Genomic DNA, 26,803 nt, shown 5'->3' on the forward strand with positions numbered 1-26,803 from the left:
TTTTACTATCAGAGAGGAAGATGTAATCATGACTCAACCTTATCCATTGAAATTTCAACCAGAATTCAAAGAACGCGTTTGGGGCGGACGTGCCCTGGAGAAATTCGGACTGGACCTGCCAGAAGGCCATATCGGTGAAGGCTGGATGATTGCCGACCATCCCAACGGAACTTCTTCCGTGGTCAACGGAGACCTTGCCGGACAAGGTCTGGATCAAATCCGTGAACAATACGGACGGGAATGGTTCGGCAGCAAAGGTATTTCAGAAGCCGGCGGCAGATTTCCGCTCCTGATCAAACTCCTGGACTGCAACGACAATCTTTCCGTACAGGTACATCCTACCGATGATTACGAAGGATTACCGAAGGGCGAACTGGGCAAAACAGAAATGTGGTACGTTCTTGACGCTAAACCGGATGCGAAAATCATCTACGGATTGAAAGAAGGCGTTGACCGCGAAACATTGCGTCAAGCACTGGAGAACGGTACAGTCATGGACACGCTGCAAGAAGTCTCTGTATCGGCAGGCGATACATTCTACATTCCGGCCGGAACAGTGCACGCCCTGTGTGCGGGTGTTGTTGTCGCCGAGATTCAGCAGAACTCGGATACTACATACCGTATCTATGACTACGACCGTCCGGGTCTGGACGGCAAGCCGCGTGAGCTTCATGTCGAGGATTCCCTTAACGTAACGGCTTACGAAGGCGCGGGAGCCACTTCCATGAAGACGGACAGTGCAGTCCCTGGAGAATGGCTGCAGCTTGCTGCCTCCCCTTATTTCATTGTAGAAAAAGGAATTGTTCAAGGCGAATGGAATCTCGCCACTACTCCGGACAGCTTCACCATCCTGGTCATCTGTGAAGGCAGCGGTCATCTGACCTGGGAAGGCGGATCACAGCCTTACGCCGCAGGCGAATGCTACCTGTTGCCAGCTAATCTGGGGGCTTACGGAATCGAAGGCCAATCCACGGTGCTTCGCTCCTATTTGCCATAAGTTTTCTTAATTCCAGTGTCTTTGCCCACAATCTTTTTCAGGAGGAAGGGCTATGTTGGAAAATAGTTTTACAATGACTGATCCCATCGGGGTCGATATACATGTTTATGAATGGCTACCGGAGCCCGGTGCTACCGTCAGGGGCATCGTGCAAATCTCGCATGGGATGTCCGAGACGGCGGCCCGCTATGCCCGCTTCGCCAAGGCGCTGACGTCAGCGGGATATGCCGTATATGCCAACGATCACCGGGGCCATGGTAAAACAGCAGGCCAAGTGAATCTGCTTGGCGATACTGGTGAGGATGGCTTCTACTGGATGCGTCGTAATCTGCTGCAGGTCGCTGAGATTGCAACCTCCAGGCATAGAGATCTGCCGATCTTTCTGTTTGCACATAGCATGGGCTCCTTTCTGGCCCAAAAGCTGATGTGCGAAGAGGGCAGCTCCACCTATGCCGGGTATATTCTCAGCGGCACCAACGGACCGCGCAGTATGCTTAGTATCGGGGAATCCCTGGCCAACCTCCAGTACCGCCTTCAAGGAGAACTGCATCGCAGCGTGTTGTTGAACGGCCTTGTATTCGGCAGCTACAACCGCGGGTTCTTGCCGACAAGAACCCCATTTGACTGGCTAAGCAGCGATGCGGATGAGGTTGACCGCTTTGTATCCGACCCTTTTTGCGGCGCGATCTGCACTACCCGCTTTTTCCGCGATTTCTTCCGGCTGCTGCGTGATATCCATTCCGAGACATCACTCGCCTCCTTATGCACAGACAAACCAGTGTATCTGTTCTCTGGGGAGCTGGACCCTGTCGGCATGAAGGGCAAAGGTGTGCTGAAGCTGGCAGAGTTGTATAAAAACAAGGGAATTCAGGATGTGGCCTGCCGGTTATACCCCGGAGGACGGCACGAGATGCTAAATGAAGTTAACCGCGATCAGGTTACCGCAGATGTACTGGATTGGCTGGTGCATCATCTTCCCGCCGGGAAGGCACTGCTACAGTCCTAATCCTAGATAAACAAAGACAGGCTATTCCTTAATTAAGGAATAGCCTGTCTTTTTACAAGTCGCTATAAATCTACTAATGCTCCATTCTTTTAATTTATAAATATGATATCATTTTTATTGTACAACACTGCTTCTAATCGCGACGGTCTATCCTCCTTACTAAAGGAGGTGACACGAATGGAAGTCAAGGATGCTCTAACTTTAATGTTCGCTTTTGGCATGTTTATACTCGCGTTGCTCGCCTATCTAAAAAAGAAATAGACCGACCCGGCAAGGTAACGGTCTATTCCAGTCACAAGCGATAACGGCCGACTGCTATGAAGCAGTGGTTGTACGCTGGGAACCGTGTTTGCCGCACGGCTCCTTTTTCATACCTATTATAGCATAGTCCATATTATTACATAATCGGTGGCCAGATCATTCTGATCCTCGACTACTACAATGCCGGTAGAGAAATTGGACGTCTCGAGCATGGCATCGGTGTTATAGAATGGGAGCGGACTAAAGAGATTATCTCCAGGTACATTTCTACTGGCAAAGATAATAGAAAAGTCATCTACGATATCGGCGGAGGCATAGGTGCTTACTCCAGGTGGCTGGCAGAAATGGGACATGAGGTTCATATGTTCGAGCTTGCACCCAAAGCCGTGGAATATGCGCGAGCCTTTCAGGACTCCAGCGAAGTCGTTCCCATTCATACCATTGAGGTTGCCGATGCCCGAAGCATTGCGCGGCCTGATCATAGCGCGGATCTTGTATTACTGATGGGACCGCTCTATCATTTACCTGAACGAGAAGAACGAATGGCGGCGCTACATGAAGCCAAGAGAGTTCTAAAACCCGGCGGAATTATCATTGTCTCTGCGATTTCCCGCTTCAGCTCAACCTTATGGGGACTATCTGTATACGGAGGGCAAAACGACTATTTGGAAGATCCCGTTTTTTCAGCAATGATTACACAGGAACTGACAAATGGCCAGCATATTCGGCCGGAGGCCTATCCTTCTTTTATCTCCCGGGCCTTTTTCCACCTGCCTGAGGAATTGAATAGCGAACTTGCCGAAGCAGGCTTCATGGACACTAAGACTTTAGCTGTTGAAGGGCCGGTGTGGATCGTGCCTGCACTTGCTGAGAAGTGGAAGAACGCACACAGTAGAGCGGAACTACTGAAATTATGCTCACTGGTTGAAGAACAGGAAAGCTTACTGGGGATGAGTCCGCATATGCTAGCTGTCGCCAGAATATAGTTAGTACGTTAGAGCCCCGGCGTGATTTGGAGTTTCACTTTCAAAGCCACTGTTCATCCACTTAATAACTCCCAAACTATACGCAAAAACGGCCACCGCATCGGTCCGCCGTTTCTGCATCATTAGTTCTATTTTATAAGACCTATTGGTTAGCAGCTTTCCACTCGTCGTATTGCTTCTGCGCTTCGGCGAGTACTTTATCGAGTCCAGCTGCTTTCATCTTCTCGATGGCTTTTGGCAGATGCTCATCCGGATCAACCGCCCCCGTCATGATCGGCGGGTAGAACTCCTTCACGATGGCGGAGATGGAGGCTACTTCCGTCTTCACCGGGTCGGGGTTAAAGTTAAAGCCAAAGCTTGGAGCGACCTTCGCGGAATTATTGAACTCCTTGAATGCTTCCCATTTATCAGCAGGATCATCCTGGTGCATGTAGGTCAGGAACAGGTTGCCCAGTGCAAAGCCTGGCATCTGGAATCCGTCCTTCATCGCTGGCAGATCCTCGATAACGTTATCGGAGATCTTTTTATAATGTGTGCCTTCAATTCCGTAGTTGATCAGGTTGCGCAGATACTTATCGGTATTCAGGAGGTTCAGGAACATCATGGCGCGCTCAGGGTTCTTGGAGTTTGCCGAAATGGCATGCATAGATCCGGTTGCTGAGCCGGTGAAGATAACCGGTTCCTGCATCGGTGTGGTCACGATCTCGTAGCCCGCGCTTCTGGACCAGCCCAATTCTGCATAGGGCTGGGTCTGCTCGCGGTCAACGAACCATTTGCCCGTCTTGATATTGTCGATCCCTTCCAGTGTGGCAACATCCTTGCGCAGATAACCGTCTTGATAGTATTTGCGGATGGTCTTCAGAGAGCTCTTCAGCTCTTCGGATTCCAGCACGTTGACGTACTTGCCTGTATCACCGTTCATGTTGATCCCGACCGGGAACTCGTCGCCCAGCAGGAAGTCGAACGGCAGGTAAGGCTTGAAGCCTTTTGGAACAGCCAGCGGCGTAATGTCAGCAGGCTCACCCTCCTTGATCTGCTTCAGATAAGGCTCCAAATCCTCAAGCGTGCGGATCTTGGTAATGTCAATGCCATACTTGTCGACATACTGATTATTAAAGCGCCATACCCATTGCGAAGCCAGCTCTTTGTTAACCGGTACGGCATAGTTTTTACCACCGACCTGAGAGCCTGTCAGGAAGCGCGGGTCAAGCTCCTCCTTGATGCCTTGGCCGTATTTTTCCAGCAAATCATTAATTGGCAGGAACGCCCCTCTAGAGGCATTAGGCAAATAATCATAGGCCCAGGAAGAGGTGAAAGCGATGTCATAACTCTCGCCCGAAGCCGTGATCACCGGCAAACGCTTGGAATAATCGCCCCAGTCAATCATCGTAATGTCAACGGTGGCATTGATTTTCTCCGTCAAGTACTTGTTCATTTCATCCTGTACCATCGGCAGGTCGCGCTGCGGTCCACCGATCAGATAGACCTTGAGCTTCACCGGGTCCAGCTTCTCTCCCGTTTCACCGCCGGTGTTGCTGCCGTCGGCTGTCTTATTGCCATTTCCAGCTCCGGATGATGTATTGACACCGGCATTATCTTTGGTACTGCTACCCCCGCAGCCCGCAAGCACTGTAGCAAAAATAAATAATAAGGTAACCATTAGCAGAACAAATTTTCTTGTCTTCATGTGTCTCCCCCTTATAGATATCTATTGTTACTGCCCTGTTAAGGCAGGCACAATCCGTCTTACTCTTTGACCGAACCAATGGTCAGGCCTTGGATAAAATACTTTTGGAAGAACGGATACGCTAGCGCAACCGGCAATGTAGCAAGGACAACCATCGCCATGCGGACAGTCTCCGTCGGCAGTGTTGCGGCAATGTCATAGGACACGACACGGCTGCTATTTTGCACAACAAAATCCATATTGTTCTGAATACGAATCAGCAGCGTCTGGAGTGGAATCAGATTCGGATTGTCTATGTAGAGCAGCGCGTTGAACCAGTCATTCCAGAAGCCCAGCGTGCTGAACAGCCCAATAGTCGCAATTCCCGGCAACGAGATCGGCAGCACGATGCGCGTATAGATACCGAATTCAGTAGCCCCGTCGATCTTGGCCGACTCAATGATCGCATCCGGCACGGTGGTCGTGAAGAATGTCCGCATAACGATAATGTAAAATGCATTCAGGATCGACGGCAGAATCAATGCCCACATCGTATCCCGCAAATGCAGCACTTGCGTAACCACGATATATCCGGGCACGAGGCCGCCGGAGAACAACATGGTGAAGAAGGCCAGAAAGCTGAAGAAGCGGCGCTGGGCGAAATTTTTGCGCGAGATAGCATACGCATACGTGGAGACCAGATACAATGTCAGCAGCGTCCCGATCACCGTCACCATTAAAGTGACCCCCAGTGAACGGGCCATCTGCTGCCCGGATTCCATCAGGAACCGGTAGGCATCCAGACTAAATACCTCCGGCAATAGCTTAAAGCCATTGATCGCCAGCGTCTTCTCATCGGTAAACGAGATAATGATGATGAACAGAAACGGAAAGACACAAGATAAGGCAAACAGGCAGATGCCTATATTAAAAAGCACATTTGATAACGGTGAAATGGCGTTCATATCCCTGGACTTTGTAGTCCGCGGAGCTTGGGCCGATGCCCGCTTTATCGGTTCGCTTAAGTTACTCATTGCCAGCACCCCCTTGTCGAATTCTAGAATACGGCATAATCCTTTTCAATTTTACGCACCGCATAATTCGCCAGCAGCACGAGAATCAAACCTACAACGGATTGGTACAACCCTGTAGCCGTACTCATTCCTGTATCGCCCATAATGGTCAAACCGCGGTAAACGAACGTATCGATGACATTTGTGACCGGATACAGTGCGCCGGAATCTCGCGGAACCTGATAGAACAGACCAAAATCGGAACGGAAGATGCCGCCGAGCGCCAGAATGGTCAAGATAATCATCAGCGGTTTCAAGAGCGGAAGCGTAATGTACTTAATCTGGTTCCACTTGGTGGCACCGTCGATCATCGCGGCCTCATAATAAGAGCGGTCGATACCCGCGATTGCCGCAAGATAGACCACACTGCCATAACCTGCATTTTTCCACAGACCCAGCAGAATGAGAAAATACGGCCAATAGCCCTTCTCGCTATACCAGCTGACCGGATCGCCGCCGAAGTAGGTGATAATCTGATTGAAAACACCCTTTTCCACACTCAGAAACGAGAAAGCGAAATAACTGATAATAACCCAAGACAAGAAATACGGCATGAACATAGCGGTCTGATAAACCTTGGCCATCCGCTTGTTCAGCAGTTCATTCATCACAATAGCCAGCGTTACTGCAACAACCAATCCCATAAAAATCAAACCGAGGTTATACAGGATCGTGTTACGGGTGATGATGTAGGCATCATCGGTCGAGAACAGAAACTCAAAGTTTTTGAATCCGACCCACTCACTCTTTAAAACGCTTTCAAAAAATCCCCCCGGATGAATCCGAAAGTCCTTGAAGGCAATAATGGTTCCGAACATCGGCAAATAGGCAAAAATAATAAACCACGCTGCTCCCGGCAGTACCAGCAGAAGAAACGCCTTGTTCTTCATCAGACTTTTGAAGATGCCCAGCACGGCTGTCCCTCCTTATAGTCGCATTTAACAGATCACTTGAGCGGCATACGTCTCATCCAGTATCAATCCCCTATAATCAACACTGGCAGACCTAAGCCAATTCGGCGCTTTGGATTTCCCGTTCACCCCTGTCTTTATTATGCAAGCGCTACCGTACCGGAGATAGTTGAAAAATACAATAAAATGATGGATTAATTAAAGATAATTCATTTATTCTCACAGTAAAAAACACACCCGCAAGGGGTGTGTCTCCATTCAGCCGGCAGGCCGGGCTTACTTTTTCATATACATTGAACGCAGCTCCGTGGGGGAAACGCCGGCATATTTCTTGAACTGTCTGTAAAAATACGACGCATCCCAATAACCCACCTCTGCCGCTACTTCCGCCGTCTTCTTGTCCGAATACAGCAGCAGATGAGTAGCACGCTCAATCCGGTATTGGTTCACATAATCGGAAAAGCTGGTGCCGACCTCCTGCTGAAACAATTGGCCGAGATAGTTGGGATGAAGCTCCAGCTTCTGGCTGAGTGTCTTCAGCGAAAGCTCCTCCTGATAGTGATTCTTCACCACCTCCAGCGCGGCCATGACATGCGGACTATACAATTTGTCGGAGGCATGGTAGGTTTCCAGTGTGCGATGCACAACCTTTTTAACAAACTGCTTCAGGCCGCCCAGCGTATGAATTCTGGACAAGGGTCCGAAAACCTCCCCGTAATCAGGCGTCTTCTCCAGCTCCTTGGCAGCCAGCATGAGTTGGATAGCCGAATTGAAAAACGGCGTTCTCGCACAGCTAAGTTCCTCGCCCTGAACCTCAAAGAATTCATCGATGAAACGGTCAATTTCAGCACCTTCCCCATCCCGCAGCAGCTTATGGAATTGATCCATCGCAAGTTCGTGCTTCTCCTGATGCTGAATAGTGAATTCTCCGCTAACCCATTCCATAATGAAGGTATCCGAGTCCATGAATAAATGATTTTGCAGCCACAGCTTCACTGTCTTGCAGCTTTGCGGGTAGCCTAGATAGGTGGATTCGGCCGGACCGATAATCCCCCATACACGGACACTGCTGCCCGCAGTGACCACCTGCTTCATGTTTCGAAGTGCATCGCACTGCCATGTATCATCGCTATCCGTTTCGTTTGAAAGAAACAGCACGATTATATCCCCCTCCTGATCGGGAAAGCAGATCACCCCGCAGCCATCTGGCAGCCCAGTGTTCCCCACTGTCTCGCACTGCTCAGCGATTCCCGGTCTGTACAACTGAGAATCATGACTCTCGTCATCGGGAACAATCCGTAATGCCGCCGCACGATAGCTGGACTTGTTCAGTGGGATCTCCAAGAGCTGCGCTCGCTCCCGGAACTCTTTGACATCGATCGTCTCATTTGCCCATCGCTGCAAAATATTGTTGCGCAAAATTCTCCAGCTCTGATCCATCTGCAACTGCCGGATTTCCTCGCGCTCCCATTCATGCTGCATATGCTTGATCGTCGCTTCCAATTCGTCAATATTGACGGGCTTCAGCAGGTAGTTGTCCACCCCCAGCGCCATGCCTTCCCGCACATAATTAAATTCCTCATAACCGCTCAAAATAATAAATTTAGTATATGGATTACGCGCTTTGACCTCCCGAATCAGCTCCAATCCGGTCATATGCGGCATCATAATGTCCGTAATGACCAGGTCAACAGGTTCCCCGTCCAGCTTTGCTAGCGCTTCCATTCCATTGCAGGCTGTACCGGCAATCTGCATGTTATTTTCGTCCCAATCAATAATAGCCTGCATGCCTTGCACAATAAGCGGCTCATCATCGACCAACATTACACTTCTCATCCGACTTCCTCCCTTGTGACTGGAATTCTAATCATCACCTGACAGCCTTCACCCTGCGTACTTAGTAGGCTTAAGCCATAACCGCCGCCATAATTCAGACGTATGCGGTCGTGGACGTTCTTAAGACCCAAAGAATGATTGGATGCCCCGGTAGCTTCGCCGTCCATATGAAGCGATCTTTGCAGCTCAAGCAATCTCTCCCCGGAGATTCCTTTCCCGTTATCCTGCACACAAATACTTATTTCGCCATCCACTTCTATAGCTGTAATGGAGATCAGGTTATCGTCATCGTTGGCGCGAAAGCCATGCACAATATAATTCTCAATGACCGGCTGAATCAGCAGCTTAACGACAATACTCCCCGCCGCCGATGGTCCAATATGGGTCTCTACCTGTAGCTTGTTCTCATACCGATACTGAACTAAAGCCAGATACATCCCGCACAGCTCAATTTCCTCGGCCAAGGTGACATGAGTCTGCTTCTTGATCAAATGACGGAACATCGTCGCCAGAATATAGATCATTTGCCCAACATCCCTGGCGCCAGAGCTGATCGCCTTCATACGGATGCTTTCCAGGGTATTGTACAGAAAGTGGGGATTGATCTGGGCTTGCAAAGCCACTAGCTGCGCGTTCTTTTGCTTAATCTCCGACACATAAACCGTCTCTATGTAAGACTCCAGCCGATCACACATATGGTTAAAGCTCTGTGAAATCTGCTGCAGCTCATCTTCACCCTCCATCTGAACCCGCTTGCTCAGATCCCCCTCCTGCCAGCGGCGCATGTACAGGACGAGTCTGTGAATCTTCTTGGAATAGCGGCGGATGATCGTGAACGTGACCGCAATGCTGAGCACGATGCACAGAATTACAATGCCTATGAGACTATATCGAATCGTCTGAAGACTCTGTTTAATATGTGACTCTGGAATAATGGCGGCAACGACCATTCCCGTATTCCCGACGTTCAATAGCTGTACCTTGGAGCGTTCCTCCAGATGCACCCAATCCTCCGGAACATTCATCTGCCTCCAATAGGGGTAGACGGTGTTGGCATACTTGCCCTGCGAATCGAAAATCACCTGACCTTCCCCGGTCAGCAGCATAATCCGGCTATCCTTGCCGCTAAGCTTGTCGCGCAGCAGCCCCTTGATACGGTCTGTATTCAGCTCGAACATAATTGCACCGTACTGCTTCAAGTTCAAGGAGTCCTTGAGCACATTCACATAGCTGTATGGCGTGGGCTCATCAAGCATTTTCCCTTCAAAAAGGGGCTCACTGCCCATGTACTGCCAAGGCGTATTCTGTAGTCGCTGGAACCAATCCTGATGGGCCGCAGACGGCTTCGGATGATAATAAAAGTGCTGGGTTTCCCGGTTCAAAACATAGAAAAAGTCCTGATCTGTACTGTACAACACGACGTTCGCGATCGAGGCCTCATCCTTAAGCAGCAGACGCAGATGATAGTCAAAGTTCCCACGCTCTGTGCGGTAGCTGGAGGCATACTGATTCAACCGCCAATTGAGAAAGTCCTCATACTCATGGTTCAAAAAGTATTTCAGATCGTCACCGATCATCGCATCGGTATAAATCTGCTGTACAGCATTGTACATCCGCTCGTACTGCTGATTCAGGCTAATACTGACAATATCCAGTTCCTGCAGACTGGCATCCATTTGTTCCCGTACAACCCGCTGCTCATAATAGCGATAGGCCAACACCGAGATGCTGATGAACAACAGAACCATGACCATGGAGTAAAACAGCAGGATTTTGTTGAACATTTTTTTCTTAAGGTGATTCTGATAAAAGGTTCGTATCTTAGACATTCTGGCCAGACCACCTCCTTCAAGACCAAATTCCCACTCAGTGTATCACCGTTCGCAGAAGTTGCCAATCAACAGCGCACAGGCTCTCCCGTCCTTGTTCATTTGTCAAAAACGATGAAAAGCGCTATAATTAGCCCATTCCCCTATGATTGATCTGTGTTACATACCCTCTTTGGATTTTCTATATATGGATCACCCCCCAATAAAATGTACTGGGGGTACCTCTCGATGTTTCTTACCGAAAATAAACTTCAAGCACGTATTCATGAATTATCCGAGCTCCGTTACCGGGATCGTCAACCTTTAAATGTCTTTCTTTCCCGCGAGGATACCCGGGAAGAGATTAACCCTGCCCTGCCGGAGGTAGATGAGAATTGGAAACCTATGCATACAGGAGAGAACTGGTCAGGCCGGGATCTCTATTTGTGGCTGCGTACAGAAGCCCAGTTCCCTTCCTCCTGGGGTGATAAACGCATTGTCGGCCTGTTCGATTTTGGTGATACCGGGGGCGGCAACAATTCCGGCTTTGAATCCCTGTTCTATTGGGACGGCAAGCCCTATCAGGGTGTCGATTCCAACCACAAAGAAGTATTCTTTCCGGCGTCTGCAGCAGGGAGCACCCGCGAGCTGGTCTTCCGGTTATGGTCAGGTCTGGAAGGCGGCGGTAAGCCCCGCAATCAGAGTCATACGTTCAGACAGGCAGAGCTGTGCTGGCTGGATGAAGCTGTCGATGATCTCGTATTTACCGGGACAGCCATTCTGGAGACGGTCAAAATATTGGATGCCCATGCACCGGAGCGGAGTAAGCTGCTTCATGCGCTCCAGCAATCTTTTCGGCTGATCGACTGGTCAGAACCCCAATCGGAGATCTTCTACACCTCCGTTTACTCCGCTAGAGATGATCTTAGCTCCCGGTTGAATGCCATGGATAAGGCATCCGACGTCACCGTCACCTGTATCGGCCATACCCATATTGACGTGGCCTGGCTGTGGCGGCTGAAGCATACGCGCGAGAAATGCGCCCGTTCTTTCTCCACCGTGATGCGTCTGATGGAGATGTTCCCGGAGTATGTTTTCCTCCAGACCCAGCCACAGTTATACGAATATGTGAAAGAGGATTACCCGGAGCTGTATGCGTCCATCAAGGAGCGTGTCGCCGAAGGCCGCTGGGAAGCGGGCGGCGGCATGTGGCTGGAAGCTGACTGCAATCTGACTTCTGGCGAATCTTTGGTTCGGCAATTGCTGATTGGCACGCGTTTTCTGAAAGAAGAATTCGGAACAGAATGCCGCTACCTGTGGCTGCCCGATGTGTTCGGCTACAGCTGGTCCCTGCCGCAAATTCTGAAGAAATCCGGTATTCATACTTTTATGACCACCAAGATTAGCTGGAACCAATACAACCGCATGCCGTTTGATACGTTCCACTGGCGCGGCATTGACGGATCAGAGGTGTTAACCCACTTCATTACCACACCCGAGCCATGGTCGGAGCCAGGCTCCTGGTTCTATACCTACAACGGCAAGATTATTCCGAAGACCGTCAAAGGAATCTGGGATGCTTACCGCGACAAGGAGATGAACCAGGATCTGCTGCTGTCGTACGGATACGGCGACGGAGGCGGCGGAGTCAACCGCGAAATGCTGGAGATGCGGCGCCGGCTGGACCAATTACCGGGACTGCCCAAGGTCACTACCGGGCGTGCGGATGAGTATTTTGAGAAGCTGCAGGAGACGGTGGAAAATACCGATTCGTACATCCATACCTGGGATGGCGAGTTGTATCTGGAATATCACCGCGGGACATACACCAGCCAGGCGTACAACAAACGGATGAACCGCAAGCTGGAACTGGCTTACCGCGAAGCGGAATGGCTTAATGCACTGCAGAGTATTGTAGAGAACGACTGGAGCCTGTATCAAGGAGCGTCGCTGAATTCGGGCTGGAAAATTATTTTGCGTAACCAGTTCCATGACATCATCCCTGGCTCCTCCATCACAGAAGTATATGAAGACAGCCGAATCGAATACGCAGATGCGGAGCAGATTGGTACTCTAGTAGATGCGCAGGCCCGGACCGCTATCGCTGGCAGCAGCGGATCTCCGAATACGTACACCATTTGGAACGCCTCTCCATGGGTAGTTACAGACATCGTGAGCATTCCTGCGGTTTCGGCAGATATGGCACACGGCTCTTGGCTAAGCGATTCCGGTGTGAACCTGAGCGCCCAATGGCAAGAGGGTAGCTGGTCTGTTGAAGTAAAGGATATTCCTTCACTGGGATACACCACTATTCACTTCCAAAGTGACACGACAGTCAGCAGCCCTGAGCATTCACCATTCATCCATACAACGAACGGGATCGAGACGCCGTTCTATCTGCTGGAGTGGAACGAAGCTGGGCAGTTGACCCGCCTGTACGATAAAGAAGCACGCCGCGAGGTCCTTGCCAAAGGAGCAAGAGGCAACGTGCTTCAAGTGTTCGAGGATAAACCATTGGCCCATGAGGCGTGGGATATTGATATTTTCTATCAGGAAAATATGCGGGAGATCACGAAATGCACCAGTATTGAAGTCGTTCAGAGCGGGCCGCTCCAAGCCGTGATTACCTTCAACTGGCAGTATCTTGGATCGAAGATCACCCAAGATCTGACTCTGCATGCGAAGCATCGGCGGATCGATTATGACACTGAGGTGGATTGGCATGAACAGCAGCAACTGCTGAAGGTTGCCTTCCCGGTCGGTATCCGTTCCACCGAAGCAACCTATGATATTCAGTTCGGCAACGTGAAACGGCCCACACATTGGAATACGAGCTGGGACTGGGCACGCTTCGAATCCGTCGGCCACCAATGGGCCGATCTGTCAGATAGAGGCTATGGAGTCAGCCTGCTGAACGATTCCAAATACGGCTATGACATTAAGGACAACGTCCTGCGATTGACTCTGATCAAGAGCGCCACTCACCCTGATCCGCACGCCGATCAGGGACATCATCGCTTCACCTATGCCCTTTTGCCGCATCAAGGCGATTGGCTGGTTGGCGGAACTGTGCAGCAGGCTTGGCTACTGAACGCTCCGCTGCGATATACACAAGGCCAGGCGAAGCAACCAAGCTGCTCCATGTTCACCTTGTCCGGTGGCACAGCCATGATCTCGGCGGTCAAGAAAGCCGAGGATTCCGACCGTGTCATCGTGCGTATTCATGATTATTCTGGCAGCTTGAATCAACTGGAGCTGACAAGCGACCTGCGGATTCATGCCTGGAGGGAGACGAATCTCATGGAAGTGCCGGAGGGAGATCTCCTGTATGATACTCCGGTATCCTTTACCCTAGAGCCTTATGAGATCAAGTCATTTGAGATCGATCTGCAGCTTTAACCCATAACAAAGAAGACGCCCTGAGCCAATTGCCTAAGGGCGTCTTCTTATTTGGTGCTTCTCTGGCGCTGCACCCGTTTAATCTGATATTACATACTGGAGAATTCTCTGCAGACCCTTTTCCCCCGTTCGGCGCATCCCATGATCGACAAACCCCGCCTGGGTGTACAACCTGTCTGCCGGGAGGTTCCTTTCATTCACAGCAAGAACAATTGCCCGTATTGACGGAAAATGTAGCCGGATGAAATTCGGTAGCAATAACAGCGCTGACTTGGCGTATCCTTTACCCTGATGTGCATAATCGACCAGAAATGCGCGAAGCAGCATTACTCCGGAATGATTCGGATAGAAGTTGGAGATGCCCTTACCGACATGAAGGATGAAAAAACCGACTGGCCGCTCTCCTTCCAGGATGACAACGGCCGTTCTATTCTCATCCACTATCGCTTCCTCCAATGTATCTGCAGGCATACCGGTGAATTGCTCTTGCTCTTCTGGAAGGTAAAAACGAAACAGCGCCTCCTTGTATTGATCCTGATACAGAGCCAATGAAATCGCTAGATTCACGAATACGCCCCTCTTTCTCTTTCGCCTTCACTAACAGGCATGGCGTAATACTGCGGCTTCCCGCTCTCCTCCTGCTGGTACAGCACGATGAGCAATGTGCTCTCGCCCGCCCTAGCATCGGCGACAAGAGTGGAGATGCTCGACTGTGCAAATGGAAGAGTAGACAATCCTTCCTCACCCGGAACAGTTGCTTCGGCCCCGGTTTCGGCGGTGATCATGCTCTCATCAGCACGCAAGCCGCTGATCGATGTCAGCACTTCCGCAAGAGGGAAGGGCAGCAGTTCCAGCACGGCATATTTTTGCAGCTCGCGCTCGTTGATCCCCGTCCTTGCTCCTGCAAGTCCCGTGGACAGAATTTCTGGATTCGCAGCAATTTCCTTCAACCAGGAAGCCCACTGTGACTTGCCGAGTGTAGGCTCCCACCAGATTTTACGCGGCTTGTACTTATGTCCAAGGAAGTAGTCGAGCTTCATCAGTCCGGTGATGATCTCCATCGATGATGTACCACGCTCTGTTAGGAAATCATGCAGCCTGGTGAACAGATCCTCGAGCTGATGGCCGATCTTCTGCCAGCCCCGTTCCTCCCAGTAATCGCCGAATTCCTGAAAGAAATCAAAGGGTGATGGAAACACATGACGGATCAGATACTTGACTGAATGATCCAGACGGTGGCTGTTCCAGTATTTCTCCAGCACATCCTCCAGCCGCTTCAGGCGGATAATGTCGCCAAAAGGCATCACGTGGCTACTCAAAATTTCATAAGGAGCGTGCTCCATATACGTGTACTCATATTTGGCCGCCTGCGCGCGCAGCCCGGTGCCACGCAGCATTTTCAAAAAGCCTAATTGCAGCTCCTCCGGCTCCATTGCAAACACATCATTAAAGGTCTTGCGGAACGTTGCGTAATCCTCCTGCGGCAGTCCGGCGATCAGATCCAGATGCTGGTCTATATTGCCACTGGCCTTAATCTTCATGACCGTACGCGACAGCTTCGCAAAGTTTTGACGGCGTTTGACCAGTTCATTCGTCTCATCGTTGGTCGACTGCACGCCAATCTCGAACCTGAAGATCCCCGGCGGCGCATTTTCCGCCAGAAAATCCAGCACTTCTGGCCGCATAATATCCGCCGTAATCTCAAATTGGAACACACAACCCCGGTGATTATCGATCAGGAACTGGAACATTTCCATCGCATAATTGCGGTTAATATTAAAGGTTCGATCAAGGAACTTGATAATCTTGGCTCCATTGTCAATCAGGTAGAGCAGGTCCGACTTCACGCGCTCAATATCATAATACCGGACACCGACCTCAATACTGGACAGGCAGAATTGACAGTTAAAGGGACAGCCCCGGCTGGTCTCAAAATAAACGATCCGCTTGCTTAAGTCCGGCAGATCATCGGGAAACCGATGCGGCGTGGGCAATGTGTTCAGATCGCTTTTCGGCCTAGGCGGATTGACGATCAATTCCTCTCCCTTGCGATAAGCGACGCCGTATACAAAATGGAACTTGCGGTCGTCCCGCAGCTCCTGGAGCAAATGATGAAACGTCTCTTCGCCGTCACCATTGACTATAAAATCAATACCAGGCTCGCGCTTCATCCAGTACAGCGGCTCATAAGACACTTCCGGTCCGCCAAGCACAATCGTCACTTCAGGCATGACTTTCTTGAGGATAGCGATCAGCTTGATCGTCTCCTCGATATTCCAGATATAGCAGGAGAAGCCGATCACATCCGGACGTCTCTGGAACAGGTCAGATACCATATTCATTACAGGGTCCTTAATTGTGTACTCCGCCAAATGAATATCACTGAATTCATGCTGACTATACGCCTTGAGCAGGCGAATCGCTAACGAGGTGTGAATGTACTTGGCATTTAATGTAGCCAGGATGATTTTCATGCGCAGCGCCCTCTTTACATGTCATTTTGGAAAAACTCAAGGAACGGCTTGCCATACTTACGATATTTCACTTCACCGACACCCTTCACCCTCAGCATTTCCGCTTCGGTCTGCGGGCAAACCACACTCATCTCACGCAGGGTCGCATCATTGAAAATAATGTAGGACGGCACATGCTCCCGGCCTGCCAGCTCCCGCCGGATCAAGCGAAGCTGCTCGAACACCGTCTCGTTAACCGCCGACGGTGACAGGTCACGCACCCGGCTGCGATCCCGTGAGCCTGAAGATGACCCTGTCCGCGAAGGCCGCGCCACCCGCTGCAGTACCTGACGCTGACCGCGCAGCACCTCTGCAGCCGGAAGCTGTAAGCGAACCACCGGATACTGTCCCTCCGACAGGGCCAGATATCCTTCCGAGATCAGCACGTTGATGCTCTCGGTAATCTCCTTCTCCGTTCTTCCGGACATCGCGCCATGGGTGGGCAGCGACTCGAAGCCGTATTGCAGCACTTTCTGATTGCGAGAGCCTTTCAGCACAGAGGCCACTAAAGCAACGCCAAAGCGCTCACGCATGCGATGAATGCAGGAGAAGATTTTTTGCGCATCCACCGTCATGTCCACTAACTCACGCTCATCGGTACAGGAGCTGCAAATACCACAAGGCTTGCCCTTATGGACCTCGCCAAAATAATCGAGCTGCGCGCTGCGCAGACACCGGGTGGAATAACAGTATTCGATCATCTGCTGAAGCTTGCGGTATTCATTGGCTTTACGCTCCGGGTCCTGCGGATTCTGCTCGATCAGGAATTTCTGGGTCATGATATCCTGGGCGCTGAACAGCAGAATACACTGGCTTGGCTCACCGTCCCGTCCGGCACGGCCTGCTTCCTGAACGTAGGCCTCCATATTCTTCGGCATGTTGTAGTGAATGACATAACGGACGTTGGACTTATCGATCCCCATACCAAACGCATTTGTCGCCACCATCACCCTGATGTCGTCATAGAGAAAGCTCTCCTGGCTCTCCGCCCGTTCCTGGTCGTTCATACCGGCATGATAGCGTCCAGCAGCAATCCCGCTGCTTAGCAGCCGTTGATACAGATCGTCAACGTCCTTACGGGTCGCCGCATAAATAATGCCCGGCTGGTGTGTATGCGAAGCCGCGTAGTCCATTACGAACTCACGCTTGTTCTCGCCGCGCAGGACGGACATCGCCAGATTGTCTCGCCCAAGTCCGGTCATGAAGACACCCGGCTCGCGCAAGCGCAGCAGACGGACGATATCCTCCATGACCTCCGGTGTAGCCGTCGCCGTGAATGCCGCCAGAATCGGCCGCTGTGGCAGTTCATCTACGAATGGCGATACGGCAAGATAGCTGGTACGGAAGTCATGCCCCCACTGGGAGACACAGTGCGCCTCGTCCACAGCTACACAAGAAATGGACAACCCCGCCATTTCCAAGCGGAACCAGTCCAGTTCCAGGCGTTCCGGTGCGACATATAGCAGCTTCAAGTCGCCCCGGCGCGCCGCCCGGATGCGTTCATTGACCTCCTTGCCGCTGAGCGTACTGTTGATATACGCAGCCGGGATGCCCGCCGTAGTGAGCGCATCCACCTGATCCTTCATCAGCGAGATCAGAGGAGAGATTACCAATGTGAGGCCCGGCATCAGCAGGGCTGGCACCTGATAACAGATGGATTTCCCGCCCCCAGTGGGCATGATGCCTAGTGTGTCGCGGCCTTCCAACAGATTTCCGACGATTTTCTTTTGACCCTCCCGAAAATCGGGATAGCCGTAATATTTTTGCAGTTCAACCTGCGCCTGTTCCATAGTAGGTGCTTGCATAGTCATCTCTATCATAACTCCTTAGATCTATCTCTCTTTAGTTTACCGGGCATGGGAGTAATGAGCAACCGCCCAACCACATTTCCGGTTCCCTTTCTTCTTTTGAAAAAAGCACATAAAAAGACTAGGTTTGAGCCAAGCTTTATATAGAAACTATATCATAGGAAGGCGGCGCGACCTGTGGAGGATTGGAAACAAAAGTACCTGTCTTTCAAAGAAAAACACAACAAACAGCAGTCTTCCGCGAGTCCCGCTAAGGAAGTAAAACTGGGAATCAAGCTAAAGCAAAATCTGCAGGATATCCAGCAAGTGCTGGGCGAAGACGGCGATCTGGTCGTTCGCCAGTTTCGGCTGTACGGCAGGCAGGATGCAGCAATTATATTCTTGTCTTCGGTAGTAGATGAGAACCAGCTTCATGAATATGTACTCAAGCCATTGATGACTGAACCGGAGGACATCACAGTTATTCCTAGTGCGATGGATGATCTTGCCGATTACATCTGGAATATGACTGTGCATGTTGCTAAGGGAGGTCGGTTATCGGAGCTGTACGCCCTCCCTGCAACCATCATCCAGGGGAATGTTGTAGTTCTGGTGGAGGGGATGAACCAGGCACTTTATTTCAGCTTGAGGCAGATCGAGAAGCGAAGCATTGAACAGCCACAGACAGAACAGATTATTCGCGGCTCCCGCGAAGGATTTATCGAGAATCTGGAGTCGAACCTTTCCCTGCTCCGCTACCGTCTCCAAACTCCGGACTTCCGTGTTCAGACCTGCCCGCTAGGCGTTCGAACCCAGTCGCAGGCCGCAGTCTGCTTCATCGAAGGCATTGCCGAACCAAGGCTTATTGAGGAAGTGCTGCGCAGGTTGTCGTTAATTGAAGCCGACAGTATTATTGACGCCGGGTACATTGAACAGTTCATTGAAGATCAGCCGTTATCCCCGTTCCCTCAGGTGCAACCGACCGAGCGTCCCGACAAAACCACAGCTGCCCTGCTAGAGGGCAGAGTAATCATCATGGTAGACGGATCACCTTTTTCTCTGATTGTGCCGGCGCTTTTCAATCAATTCTTCCAGACGCTTGACGATTACAATGAACGCTTTATCGTGGGAAGTCTGATTCGTATTATCCGGCTGATCGCCTTGATGTTCTCGCTGTTCTTTCCCGCGCTGTATGTAGCCATCATCTCTTTCAATCCCGAACTCATGCCTACCGAATTCGCGGTTGCCATCTCCGGCGGAAGAGCCGGTGTACCCTTCCCGGCTGTACTGGAAGTACTCATCATGGAAATCTCCATGGAAGTTCTGCGTGAAGCAACCATTCGACTACCACAAATGATCGGAGGAGCGTTATCTATCGTAGGCGTCCTGGTCGTCGGACAAGCGGCGGTCTCGGCGGGCCTGTCCAGTCCAACCACAGTGGTCATCGTCGCACTGACCACCATCGGTTCTTTTGCCACGCCAGCCTATAACGCGGCCATTGCATTGCGAATGCTGCGCTTCCCTCTAATTCTGCTGGCTGGTCTGTTTGGCCTGTACGGAGTGATGATTGGTACGATCTTTATCGTCAATCATCTGTTGTTTCTGGAATCCTTTGGCGTACCTTACATGGTCCCTTACATGCCAACCAAAATAAGAGATATGAAAGATGCGCTGGTGCGTGCACCCTTATGGTGGATGAGACAGCGCCCCAGCTTTTTAAATGCACCTGATCCTACCAGGCTGGCCCGGCATACCCCTCAGACCTATACAGAAAAGATCTTTACCGAGGAAGGTGATTTGGATGAACAACCGCCCCATAACCACGATACAGGCCGTGGCGGTCATCGCTAGTACGATTATCGGTATAGGCATTTTAACCTTTCCCCGCTTCATGGTAGAGGCTGGGGACAGTGGCGCTCCTTTGGTAACAGCTTCCGGCATTTTCATCGCATTCATCGGCTTCTGGTTTACAGCCTCAGTATGCCGCAAATTCCCGAACGAGACCTTGTTCATTTTCAGCCGTCGACTGGTGGGTACAGGACTAGCGGATTTTTTTACTGGGCTGATTGTAGTATTCTTCGCCTTCTCCACCGGAATCACCATGCGTCAATTTGGCGAGGTATGCGTCTCCGTGATTTTCAAGAAGACCCCTATTGAAGCCGTGATCCTCCTAATGCTGCTGCTCGGCTGCCTGTCCATCCGCCGAAACATTGTCAAATTCACATACATACACTCCTTCTATCTGCCCCTGATTCTACTCCCTGTTCTGATCATCATTCTTGTAGCTTTGAATGAAATAGACGTTCTGAATTTGTTGCCGGTAACCGGCAACCAGTTGACACCCCGTAAATTCACGACAGGAATGCTGACTTCCGCCTCACTGTATCAGGGGACTTTTATCCTGACGCTGCTGGTTCCTTTCATGAAGAAACCCCAGAAGGTGATGAAAGCAGGCACGATTGCCCTGCTGCTAATTGTGAGCATCTATGTGTTAATAGTCACCGTATCCGTAGGCATGTTCGGTGCGCAGGAGACACTTCTGCTCTTTTACCCTACTCTGGAAACGGCACGTTCCATCTCCCTTGGCGCGGGTCTACTAGAGCGCTTTGATGCCATTTTTATTATTGTTTGGGTTATTTCTATTTTCACCACTATATTCTCCAATTTCTACATGGCTACCTTTGCTTTCAAAGAACTCGCCCGTTTCCAGGATCATCGACTTCTTGCCAGCTTTCTGCTGCCATTTATCTTTGGTTCCTCGCTGCTGCCTGACAATGTCTTTCAGACTTATGATCTCGCTTCAGCGACAGCCATGTTTGGTCTGATTCTGTTGACCTTTTATCCTTTTCTACTGTGGTTCGTAACCATTATTCGTGAAAAAAGGGGGCGTTCTGTATGAACACACGCATCTGCCGTTCTTTAGCCCTGACTTTGGTTCTATTAATGCTGTCCCCCCTCCTGACAGGCTGCTGGGATCAGCTTGAGATTGAAGACCGCGCGCTTGTATTAGGACTGTCTATTGATAAGGTTACTGAAGGAACTCATCCCGAGGATGATCAGGTCACACATCTCAAAGAAACGCTCAAACTTCCGATGATTCGGGTGACTGCCCAAATTGCTGTTCCAGGCAGGGTGCCTCTCGGTCCAAGCAGCGGGGAGAGCGGCGGAGCAGGCAGCCAAAACCCCGTCTGGGTCGTCCAAGTGTACGGACTCACACTTGATGATGCCATGAACAACCTGCAGCAGCAGATTTCGGATCCGCGCTACCTGATTCACCTGCGGGTGATCATTATCAGTGAGGCGTTTGCCCGCAGCAGCCTGGAAGACTTGAATGATTATCTGCGCCGTAATCCTGAGGTCCGCCGTCAGACCTGGATGCTGGTCTCGCAAGGGGAAGCTTATAAGTTCATGGATGTTAACCCTCCTCTTCAGCGCGTTCCTACACTGTACATTCTGTCTATGATGGAGAAGGCTGTAGAATCCGGCAAGTTCCCGGCCGATTATTTGGGTGTCTACTGGTCATCAGAATCCAAATGGGGCCAGAACGGCTATCTCCCCTATATCGAGATGCGTAATAACAAAAACATTTTTATAAAGGGTCTCGCTTATTTCAGTAACGGTGTTATGGTAGGGTCCACAGTTCCCATCGAAATAGGTGCATTCATGGCCATAAAAGGCGTTGACGTTGGTGGCTACTCCGTACTCTTTGAATCCAGGACATTCGGACCGGTTATGATCAAGATCGTCAAACGCTTTACTAAAGGAAGGGTACAAATTGTCGAGGGGAAGCCCCAAATCACCTATAGCATTTCCCTCGATGCTATGCTTGACGAACACCTGAAAGAGTCCGTTAGTATCAATACCAATGCAAAGTTGAAGGTACTGGAGGTTGAATTCAAGGAAGGAGTGAACGAAATCCTCAGTAGTCTGATTGAGCAGACACAACAAAAACATTCCGATATATTGGGAACTGGAGAAAAAGTCCGGGCCTTTAAACCTGGTTTCTGGAAAGCCAATATCCATAGCAAAAACGATTGGGAACAGTTATATTCCAAGATTAATATCGACTTCAATCTTGATCTCAACATCCGAAGAATCGGCCTCAAAATAGAATAGGATTACTCAAAACTTATGGAATGACTCTAAGCGTAGAAAGGAGTCCCAATTATGTTCAATACTTTGATCTTCTCAGCGATCACCCTGCTCATTTCAGGAGGCCTGCTGCTGACCGTAGATACCAAAATTTATGCCGTAGGCCATATGAACAAGGAGAAGAAATATGCCCGACTCTTCGGCTGGACACATCTTGGACTGTTCATACTCTCCATAGTGGCGATCCTGTTCTATATCTGATTACAACAATAGTAATTCTTCATAGCCCATGGTATATTGAAGAGTACAATATCAGAGGACGGAGAATGCATACATGAACACAAGACGAAATCCCGGGGAGACCTCTGCAAGAACTGCGAAGCCTGCCCATAAAAGTAAATCCCAACACAAAGCACAACCCAAGGCTGGGGCCAGAACCCATAGCAAACCTAACAGCAAACCAAATGCTAAGGTGAAGACACCGGCACCACCAAAAACCTATACAGTAACCGAGCCAGCGGAACTGTTATCCTTTTTGCTCAGTCACATCAGCGGACGTGGACGCAATGCGATCAAATCCATCCTCGCCCGTGGTCAGGTATCGGTCAATGGCAAGTCGACAACCCAGCATAATTACCAGCTTCAACCGGGCTATAGCATTGTGATCGAAACGGAAAAACCTGTGCAGCCAGAAGTGCTGAACGGACTCACTATAGTACATGAGGACGATGATATCATCGTGATCCAGAAGGATGCGGGACTGCTGTCCATTGCTACTGGTGAAGAAAATGAAGTGACCGCCTACCGCCAGCTTATGGAGCATGTCCGTCGCAGCAATCCGAAGAATCGAATCTTCGTCGTACATCGTCTGGACCGCGACACCTCAGGAGTCATGATGTTTGCCAAAAGCGAACGGATCCAGCAGGCCCTGCAGAATACCTGGAAAGATACTGTGAAAGAACGCTCTTACGTAGCGCTTGTTGAAGGAGCAGTTAAAAAACCGGAAGGCACCGTCAGCTCCTGGCTGAAGGAAACCGCTACGCTCAAGATGTATTCCAGCCCTTATGAAGGCGACGGCCTGCACGCTGTTACCCATTACAAGCTGATCCAGTCCAATCGCCATTTCTCCCTGCTGGAAGTACAACTGGAGACGGGACGGAAGAATCAGATCCGTGTCCACATGGCCGACATTGGCCATCCTATTGCGGGCGACAAGAAATACGGAGCAGAGACCAAAACTGTAGGCAGACTAGGACTGCATGCCCGTGTTCTATCCTTTGTTCATCCGGGAACAGAAGAATTACTGACCTTCGAGAGCCCGATCCCTAAAGCGTTCCTGAAGTATACTTCGCCTGAGCCGATAAAATAAAAAAAGTCTGTCCCATTAAGCTATCGACATAGCTGAGGGACAGACTTTTTCTATGTTTAAGCCTTACTCCACTTTACCGCCCTCTACGACCAGTTGATCGGTAAAACCTTCCCCGTATACCTCTTTCAAGGTCTCGTTATATGCCTGGTGAATGAATTTTTCCTTGCCCAGCGTGCTGAGCTCGTTGTTAATCCAGTCCAGCAGTTCCTTGTTGCCCTTGGCTACCGCTGGAGCAATGGTGTCCTGGCCGCCGAACTCGGGGATGCTAACTGTAAAGCCGGGATTGGACTTGGCCCAGGCGATCAGTTCGGTATTGTCGTTGGCAATCGCCGCGCCGCGTCCATCTTTGAGTGCAGCGAAAATTTCTGTGTATTGGTCAAATTTCAGCAGCTCCACATCCGGGTACTCCTTGGTGAAGTAGGACTCGGCTGTTGTGCCTTTAGCGACAATCAGCTTCTTACCCTTCTCCTTCAACTGATCAATGGCAGTAATCGGCGCGCTGTCCGGCGACACAATTCCGAAAGACAGCTTCATGTACGGATCAGCAAAATCGACCTTTTCCTTTCGCTCATCGGTCACCGTGAAGTTCGCCATAATGATATCTACTTTATTGGATTCCAAATAGGCTACACGGCTGGCGGCGTCTACGAGAACAAATTCAGCTTTGGATTCGGCGCCTAGCAAGTCCTTGGCAAAACGCTTGGCAATATAGACGTCGAATCCCTGGTTTTTGCCCTCCGAATCTACGTAACCAAACGGTGGTTTGTCCGCGAATACCCCAATCCGGATTTTGCCGTTCTTCTTCAACTGCTCAATCGAAGCAAACTTGGAGGATCCGGTACTGCCACTGTTCTTGTCCTCATTGCCATTACTGCAAGCCGCAAGGCCCACCACTAACAAACTGGTTAACACGACAGCCGTTAACAACTTCAATCCTTTTCTCATCTCTCTTCATCTCCCTTAAGTCTATAATTTGTCGTACTGAAATATATCCAGAAAATGCTGGGCACGTTCTGTCGACGGTGAAGTGAAAAACTGTTCTGGTGAAGATATTTCGCAAATTTTCCCTTGATCCATAAAGACGATCCGGTCTCCAACAGACCTGGCAAACCCCATCTCATGGGTGACGATAAGCATCGTCATTCCCTGCTTGGCCAGCCCCAAGATGACCTCAAGCACCTCTCTCACCATCTCGGGATCAAGCGAAGCGGTAACTTCATCGAAGAGCATGATTTCTGGATTCATGCAAAGTGCCCGGACAATGGCAATCCGCTGCTTTTGTCCTCCCGACAACTGGCGCGGGTAGGCATCCTTACGGTCCAGCAATCCCACTCGCTCCAGCAGCTGCTCCGCCTGCCGCTGCGCTTCGTCTCTGCTGCGCTTCTGCACCTTCAGCGGTCCGAGCAGAATGTTCTCGATGACTGTCATATGCGGGAACAGTTCGTAATTCTGGAACACCATGCCAATATGCTGCCGAACCTCACGAAAATCCACACCCGGCTTCGCCAGATCCTGAGTGCGATAATGAATCCTTCCGGCCTGGACAGGTTCCAGGCCGTTAAGACATCGCAGGAGGGTGCTCTTCCCACAGCCGGAGGGACCAAGAATGACGAGCACTTCTCCTTTGCCCACTTGCAGGTGTATCCCCTCCAGCACTTTACGGTCACCAAAGGTCTTCTCCAGTCCTTCTATCTCCAGCAAAATTTCCTCCGAGTGTGCCATCGCTATCTGTCCTTCCTAATATCTAATTTTGCCATCGGCGCTCTACCCTCTTGGATAGTCTGGATAACGGATAACAGACAAGAAAATAAAGAATGAAGATGAATCCGTATACCCAGAAGGATGCCGTAGGTGCTTTGATCACACCCAGCTCTATAATCTGTTGCCCGATCTTCACCACTTCGATTACCCCAATCAGCACAACCAGGGAAGTCGTTTTAACCATCCGTGTTGCCAAATTAATCGCCCCGGGCAGCATTCGCCGCACGGCCTGCGGAATGAGAATATAGCGGTATAACTGCCGGGTGCCAAGGCCAAGCGCTTTTCCCGATTCCAGTTGATGACGAGGCAGGGATTCCAACCCTCCCCGGACAATGTCGCCGATTTCTGCGGCACCCCACAGACTGAACACAAGAATAGCTGTCACTTCCCCGTCTATATCAATGCCGAGCAGCGGAGAGAATCCGAAATGCACCACGTACAACCAGACCAGGATTGGTATGATTCTGAACGCCTCTAAATACAAACGTAAGATGGCCTTCAGCGGCCGGGAATTCAGTGTTCTCAGCAGACCCATAATGGTCCCAAGCACTACGCCGAAAATAATTGAGATAAATGCAATTTCTATCGTGACCAGCAAACCACCCAATAGGCGCTCGAAATTGGAACCCTCAAACAACACCCTAATCCCCGAATTCTGCATATCGTACCTTCCTTTCCACCCAGCTCAGCACCAGCGACAGTGGCAGCACCATCACCAGATAGGCCAGCACCAGCAGCAACAGCGATTCCGCCGTCTTGTAGTACATGCCGATGAGGTCCTTCGCTACATTCATCAGATCCATCAGAGCGATGGCTCCGACAATCGACGTCTCTTTGAGCAGAAATATAACATTAGCCCCCAGCGACGGAATACTGATTGCAAACGCCTGCGGCAGGATCACATATCTCGCCAGTTGAACCTTGGACAGCCCAATACTTAGACCGGACTCTATCTGAGTTCTCCCCACGGCTTCGATCCCACTACGGAATGCTTCTGTCATATAACTCCCTCCGAGAAAAGTCAGGCCGATGATGGCACAAGCCGTCTCGCTCAGATGAACACCTACTTTGGGCAAGCCATAGTATAGAAAGAACAATTGCACCAGCAACGGCGTATTCCGGGAAAGCTCCACATAAGCAAGAATCACAGGGCTAACGATCTTGACCTTGTAATATAAAATCACACTGAACACCAGGCCGATCAGCAATGAGAATAAAATCCCCCAGAAGGCTAGCTTGAAGGTCAGCCACATCGCGGCACCATACAGCGGCAAGCTCTCTATCATAAACTCCCAATTTAATTGCATATGCACACCCACTCTGCCCCAGAAAATAAAA

The 26,803-nt window shown here is 50.5% G+C and carries 23 protein-coding genes; 10 read left to right on the forward strand and 13 right to left on the reverse strand.

Going from position 1 to position 26,803, the window contains the following annotated elements:
- Positions 1–28 precede the first annotated feature (28 nt).
- From ACFVU8_RS16100 to ACFVU8_RS16110, 3 genes are all read left to right on the forward strand, one after another.
- Positions 29–997, forward strand: a complete 969-nt coding sequence (locus tag ACFVU8_RS16100) for a type I phosphomannose isomerase catalytic subunit (protein WP_379465393.1) — start codon at positions 29–31, stop codon at positions 995–997.
- Between the two features lie 52 nt (positions 998–1,049).
- Positions 1,050–2,003: an alpha/beta fold hydrolase gene (locus ACFVU8_RS16105; protein WP_387428384.1), complete on the forward strand. Its 954-nt coding sequence runs from the start codon at positions 1,050–1,052 to the stop codon at positions 2,001–2,003.
- A gap of 177 nt (positions 2,004–2,180) precedes the next feature.
- Entirely contained in the window at positions 2,181–2,264 is an 84-nt protein-coding gene (locus tag ACFVU8_RS16110) for a putative holin-like toxin (RefSeq protein ID WP_139084961.1), read from the forward strand.
- A 116-nt stretch (positions 2,265–2,380) separates the two neighbouring features.
- Here ACFVU8_RS16110 and ACFVU8_RS16115 read toward each other — a convergent pair whose 3' ends face one another.
- On the reverse strand, positions 2,381–2,626 hold the full coding sequence (locus ACFVU8_RS16115; RefSeq protein WP_387428386.1) for a hypothetical protein: 246 nt from the start codon (positions 2,624–2,626) through the stop codon (positions 2,381–2,383).
- Between ACFVU8_RS16115 and ACFVU8_RS16120 the strand changes: the two genes are divergently transcribed.
- A complete protein-coding gene (locus tag ACFVU8_RS16120) occupies positions 2,579–3,250 on the forward strand; it encodes a class I SAM-dependent methyltransferase (protein WP_483875054.1) in 672 nt (223 codons plus the stop codon). The genes ACFVU8_RS16115 and ACFVU8_RS16120 overlap by 48 nt on opposite strands.
- 142 nt (positions 3,251–3,392) lie before the next feature.
- Here ACFVU8_RS16120 and ACFVU8_RS16125 read toward each other — a convergent pair whose 3' ends face one another.
- From ACFVU8_RS16125 to ACFVU8_RS16145, 5 genes are all read right to left on the reverse strand, one after another.
- The gene (locus tag ACFVU8_RS16125; RefSeq protein ID WP_387428387.1) at positions 3,393–4,937 is read right to left on the reverse strand and encodes an ABC transporter substrate-binding protein; all 1,545 of its coding nucleotides are present in this window, start codon (positions 4,935–4,937) and stop codon (positions 3,393–3,395) included.
- Between the two features lie 59 nt (positions 4,938–4,996).
- The gene (locus tag ACFVU8_RS16130) at positions 4,997–5,950 is read right to left on the reverse strand and encodes a carbohydrate ABC transporter permease (protein ID WP_387428389.1); all 954 of its coding nucleotides are present in this window, start codon (positions 5,948–5,950) and stop codon (positions 4,997–4,999) included.
- 23 nt (positions 5,951–5,973) lie between these two features.
- Positions 5,974–6,879 (reverse strand): ABC transporter permease, encoded by a 906-nt coding sequence (locus ACFVU8_RS16135; RefSeq protein ID WP_387428781.1) that lies wholly within the window; start codon positions 6,877–6,879, stop codon positions 5,974–5,976.
- Positions 6,880–7,176: 297 nt separating this feature from the next.
- Positions 7,177–8,736 (reverse strand): response regulator transcription factor, encoded by a 1,560-nt coding sequence (locus tag ACFVU8_RS16140; RefSeq protein ID WP_387428391.1) that lies wholly within the window; start codon positions 8,734–8,736, stop codon positions 7,177–7,179.
- Positions 8,733–10,565: a cache domain-containing sensor histidine kinase gene (locus tag ACFVU8_RS16145; protein ID WP_387428393.1), complete on the reverse strand. Its 1,833-nt coding sequence runs from the start codon at positions 10,563–10,565 to the stop codon at positions 8,733–8,735. Before ACFVU8_RS16145 ends, ACFVU8_RS16140 begins: the two co-directional genes overlap by 4 nt.
- 228 nt (positions 10,566–10,793) lie before the next feature.
- On the opposite strand from ACFVU8_RS16145, the gene ACFVU8_RS16150 reads away from it, so the two are divergent.
- A complete protein-coding gene (locus ACFVU8_RS16150) occupies positions 10,794–13,943 on the forward strand; it encodes an alpha-mannosidase (protein ID WP_387428395.1) in 3,150 nt (1,049 codons plus the stop codon).
- A 78-nt stretch (positions 13,944–14,021) separates the two neighbouring features.
- On the opposite strand, the gene ACFVU8_RS16155 is transcribed toward ACFVU8_RS16150, so the two are convergent.
- The 3 genes from ACFVU8_RS16155 to recQ are packed head-to-tail and all read right to left on the reverse strand — an operon-like array spanning position 14,022 to position 18,267.
- Positions 14,022–14,510, reverse strand: a complete 489-nt coding sequence (locus ACFVU8_RS16155; RefSeq protein ID WP_387428397.1) for a GNAT family N-acetyltransferase — start codon at positions 14,508–14,510, stop codon at positions 14,022–14,024.
- The gene (locus ACFVU8_RS16160; protein ID WP_387428398.1) at positions 14,507–16,417 is read right to left on the reverse strand and encodes a B12-binding domain-containing radical SAM protein; all 1,911 of its coding nucleotides are present in this window, start codon (positions 16,415–16,417) and stop codon (positions 14,507–14,509) included. Before ACFVU8_RS16160 ends, ACFVU8_RS16155 begins: the two co-directional genes overlap by 4 nt.
- Positions 16,418–16,431: 14 nt before the next feature.
- Positions 16,432–18,267 carry a DNA helicase RecQ gene (gene recQ / locus ACFVU8_RS16165; protein ID WP_387428399.1) on the reverse strand — a complete coding sequence of 612 codons (1,836 nt, stop codon included), beginning with the start codon at positions 18,265–18,267 and terminating at the stop codon, positions 16,432–16,434.
- 174 nt (positions 18,268–18,441) lie between these two features.
- Here recQ and ACFVU8_RS16170 point away from each other — a divergent pair, with 174 nt between their 5' ends.
- From ACFVU8_RS16170 to ACFVU8_RS16190, 5 genes are all read left to right on the forward strand, one after another.
- On the forward strand, positions 18,442–20,094 hold the full coding sequence (locus ACFVU8_RS16170; protein ID WP_387428401.1) for a spore germination protein: 1,653 nt from the start codon (positions 18,442–18,444) through the stop codon (positions 20,092–20,094).
- On the forward strand, positions 20,045–21,142 hold the full coding sequence (locus ACFVU8_RS16175; RefSeq protein ID WP_387428406.1) for a GerAB/ArcD/ProY family transporter: 1,098 nt from the start codon (positions 20,045–20,047) through the stop codon (positions 21,140–21,142). The genes ACFVU8_RS16170 and ACFVU8_RS16175 overlap by 50 nt, the downstream gene beginning before the upstream one ends.
- Entirely contained in the window at positions 21,139–22,359 is a 1,221-nt protein-coding gene (locus ACFVU8_RS16180; RefSeq protein WP_387428407.1) for a Ger(x)C family spore germination protein, read from the forward strand. The genes ACFVU8_RS16175 and ACFVU8_RS16180 overlap by 4 nt, the downstream gene beginning before the upstream one ends.
- Before the next feature lie 51 nt (positions 22,360–22,410).
- Positions 22,411–22,596 (forward strand): CLC_0170 family protein, encoded by a 186-nt coding sequence (locus ACFVU8_RS16185; RefSeq protein WP_387428410.1) that lies wholly within the window; start codon positions 22,411–22,413, stop codon positions 22,594–22,596.
- Between the two features lie 73 nt (positions 22,597–22,669).
- Positions 22,670–23,704, forward strand: coding sequence for an RluA family pseudouridine synthase (locus tag ACFVU8_RS16190; RefSeq protein ID WP_379465405.1), 1,035 nt, complete (start codon positions 22,670–22,672; stop codon positions 23,702–23,704).
- A gap of 63 nt (positions 23,705–23,767) precedes the next feature.
- Here ACFVU8_RS16190 and ACFVU8_RS16195 read toward each other — a convergent pair whose 3' ends face one another.
- The 4 genes from ACFVU8_RS16195 to ACFVU8_RS16210 are packed head-to-tail and all read right to left on the reverse strand — an operon-like array spanning position 23,768 to position 26,772.
- Entirely contained in the window at positions 23,768–24,649 is an 882-nt protein-coding gene (locus tag ACFVU8_RS16195) for a cysteine ABC transporter substrate-binding protein (RefSeq protein WP_387428411.1), read from the reverse strand.
- A 21-nt stretch (positions 24,650–24,670) separates the two neighbouring features.
- On the reverse strand, positions 24,671–25,426 hold the full coding sequence (locus ACFVU8_RS16200) for an amino acid ABC transporter ATP-binding protein (RefSeq protein ID WP_387428413.1): 756 nt from the start codon (positions 25,424–25,426) through the stop codon (positions 24,671–24,673).
- 22 nt (positions 25,427–25,448) lie between these two features.
- The gene (locus tag ACFVU8_RS16205; protein ID WP_387428414.1) at positions 25,449–26,126 is read right to left on the reverse strand and encodes an amino acid ABC transporter permease; all 678 of its coding nucleotides are present in this window, start codon (positions 26,124–26,126) and stop codon (positions 25,449–25,451) included.
- A complete protein-coding gene (locus ACFVU8_RS16210; RefSeq protein ID WP_387428416.1) occupies positions 26,107–26,772 on the reverse strand; it encodes an amino acid ABC transporter permease in 666 nt (221 codons plus the stop codon). The genes ACFVU8_RS16205 and ACFVU8_RS16210 overlap by 20 nt, the downstream gene beginning before the upstream one ends.
- Positions 26,773–26,803: the final 31 nt, after the last annotated feature.

The organism is Paenibacillus sp. NPDC058177 (genome assembly GCF_042883835.1).
Classification (GTDB): Bacteria; Bacillota; Bacilli; order Paenibacillales; family Paenibacillaceae; genus Paenibacillus_AQ; species Paenibacillus_AQ agri.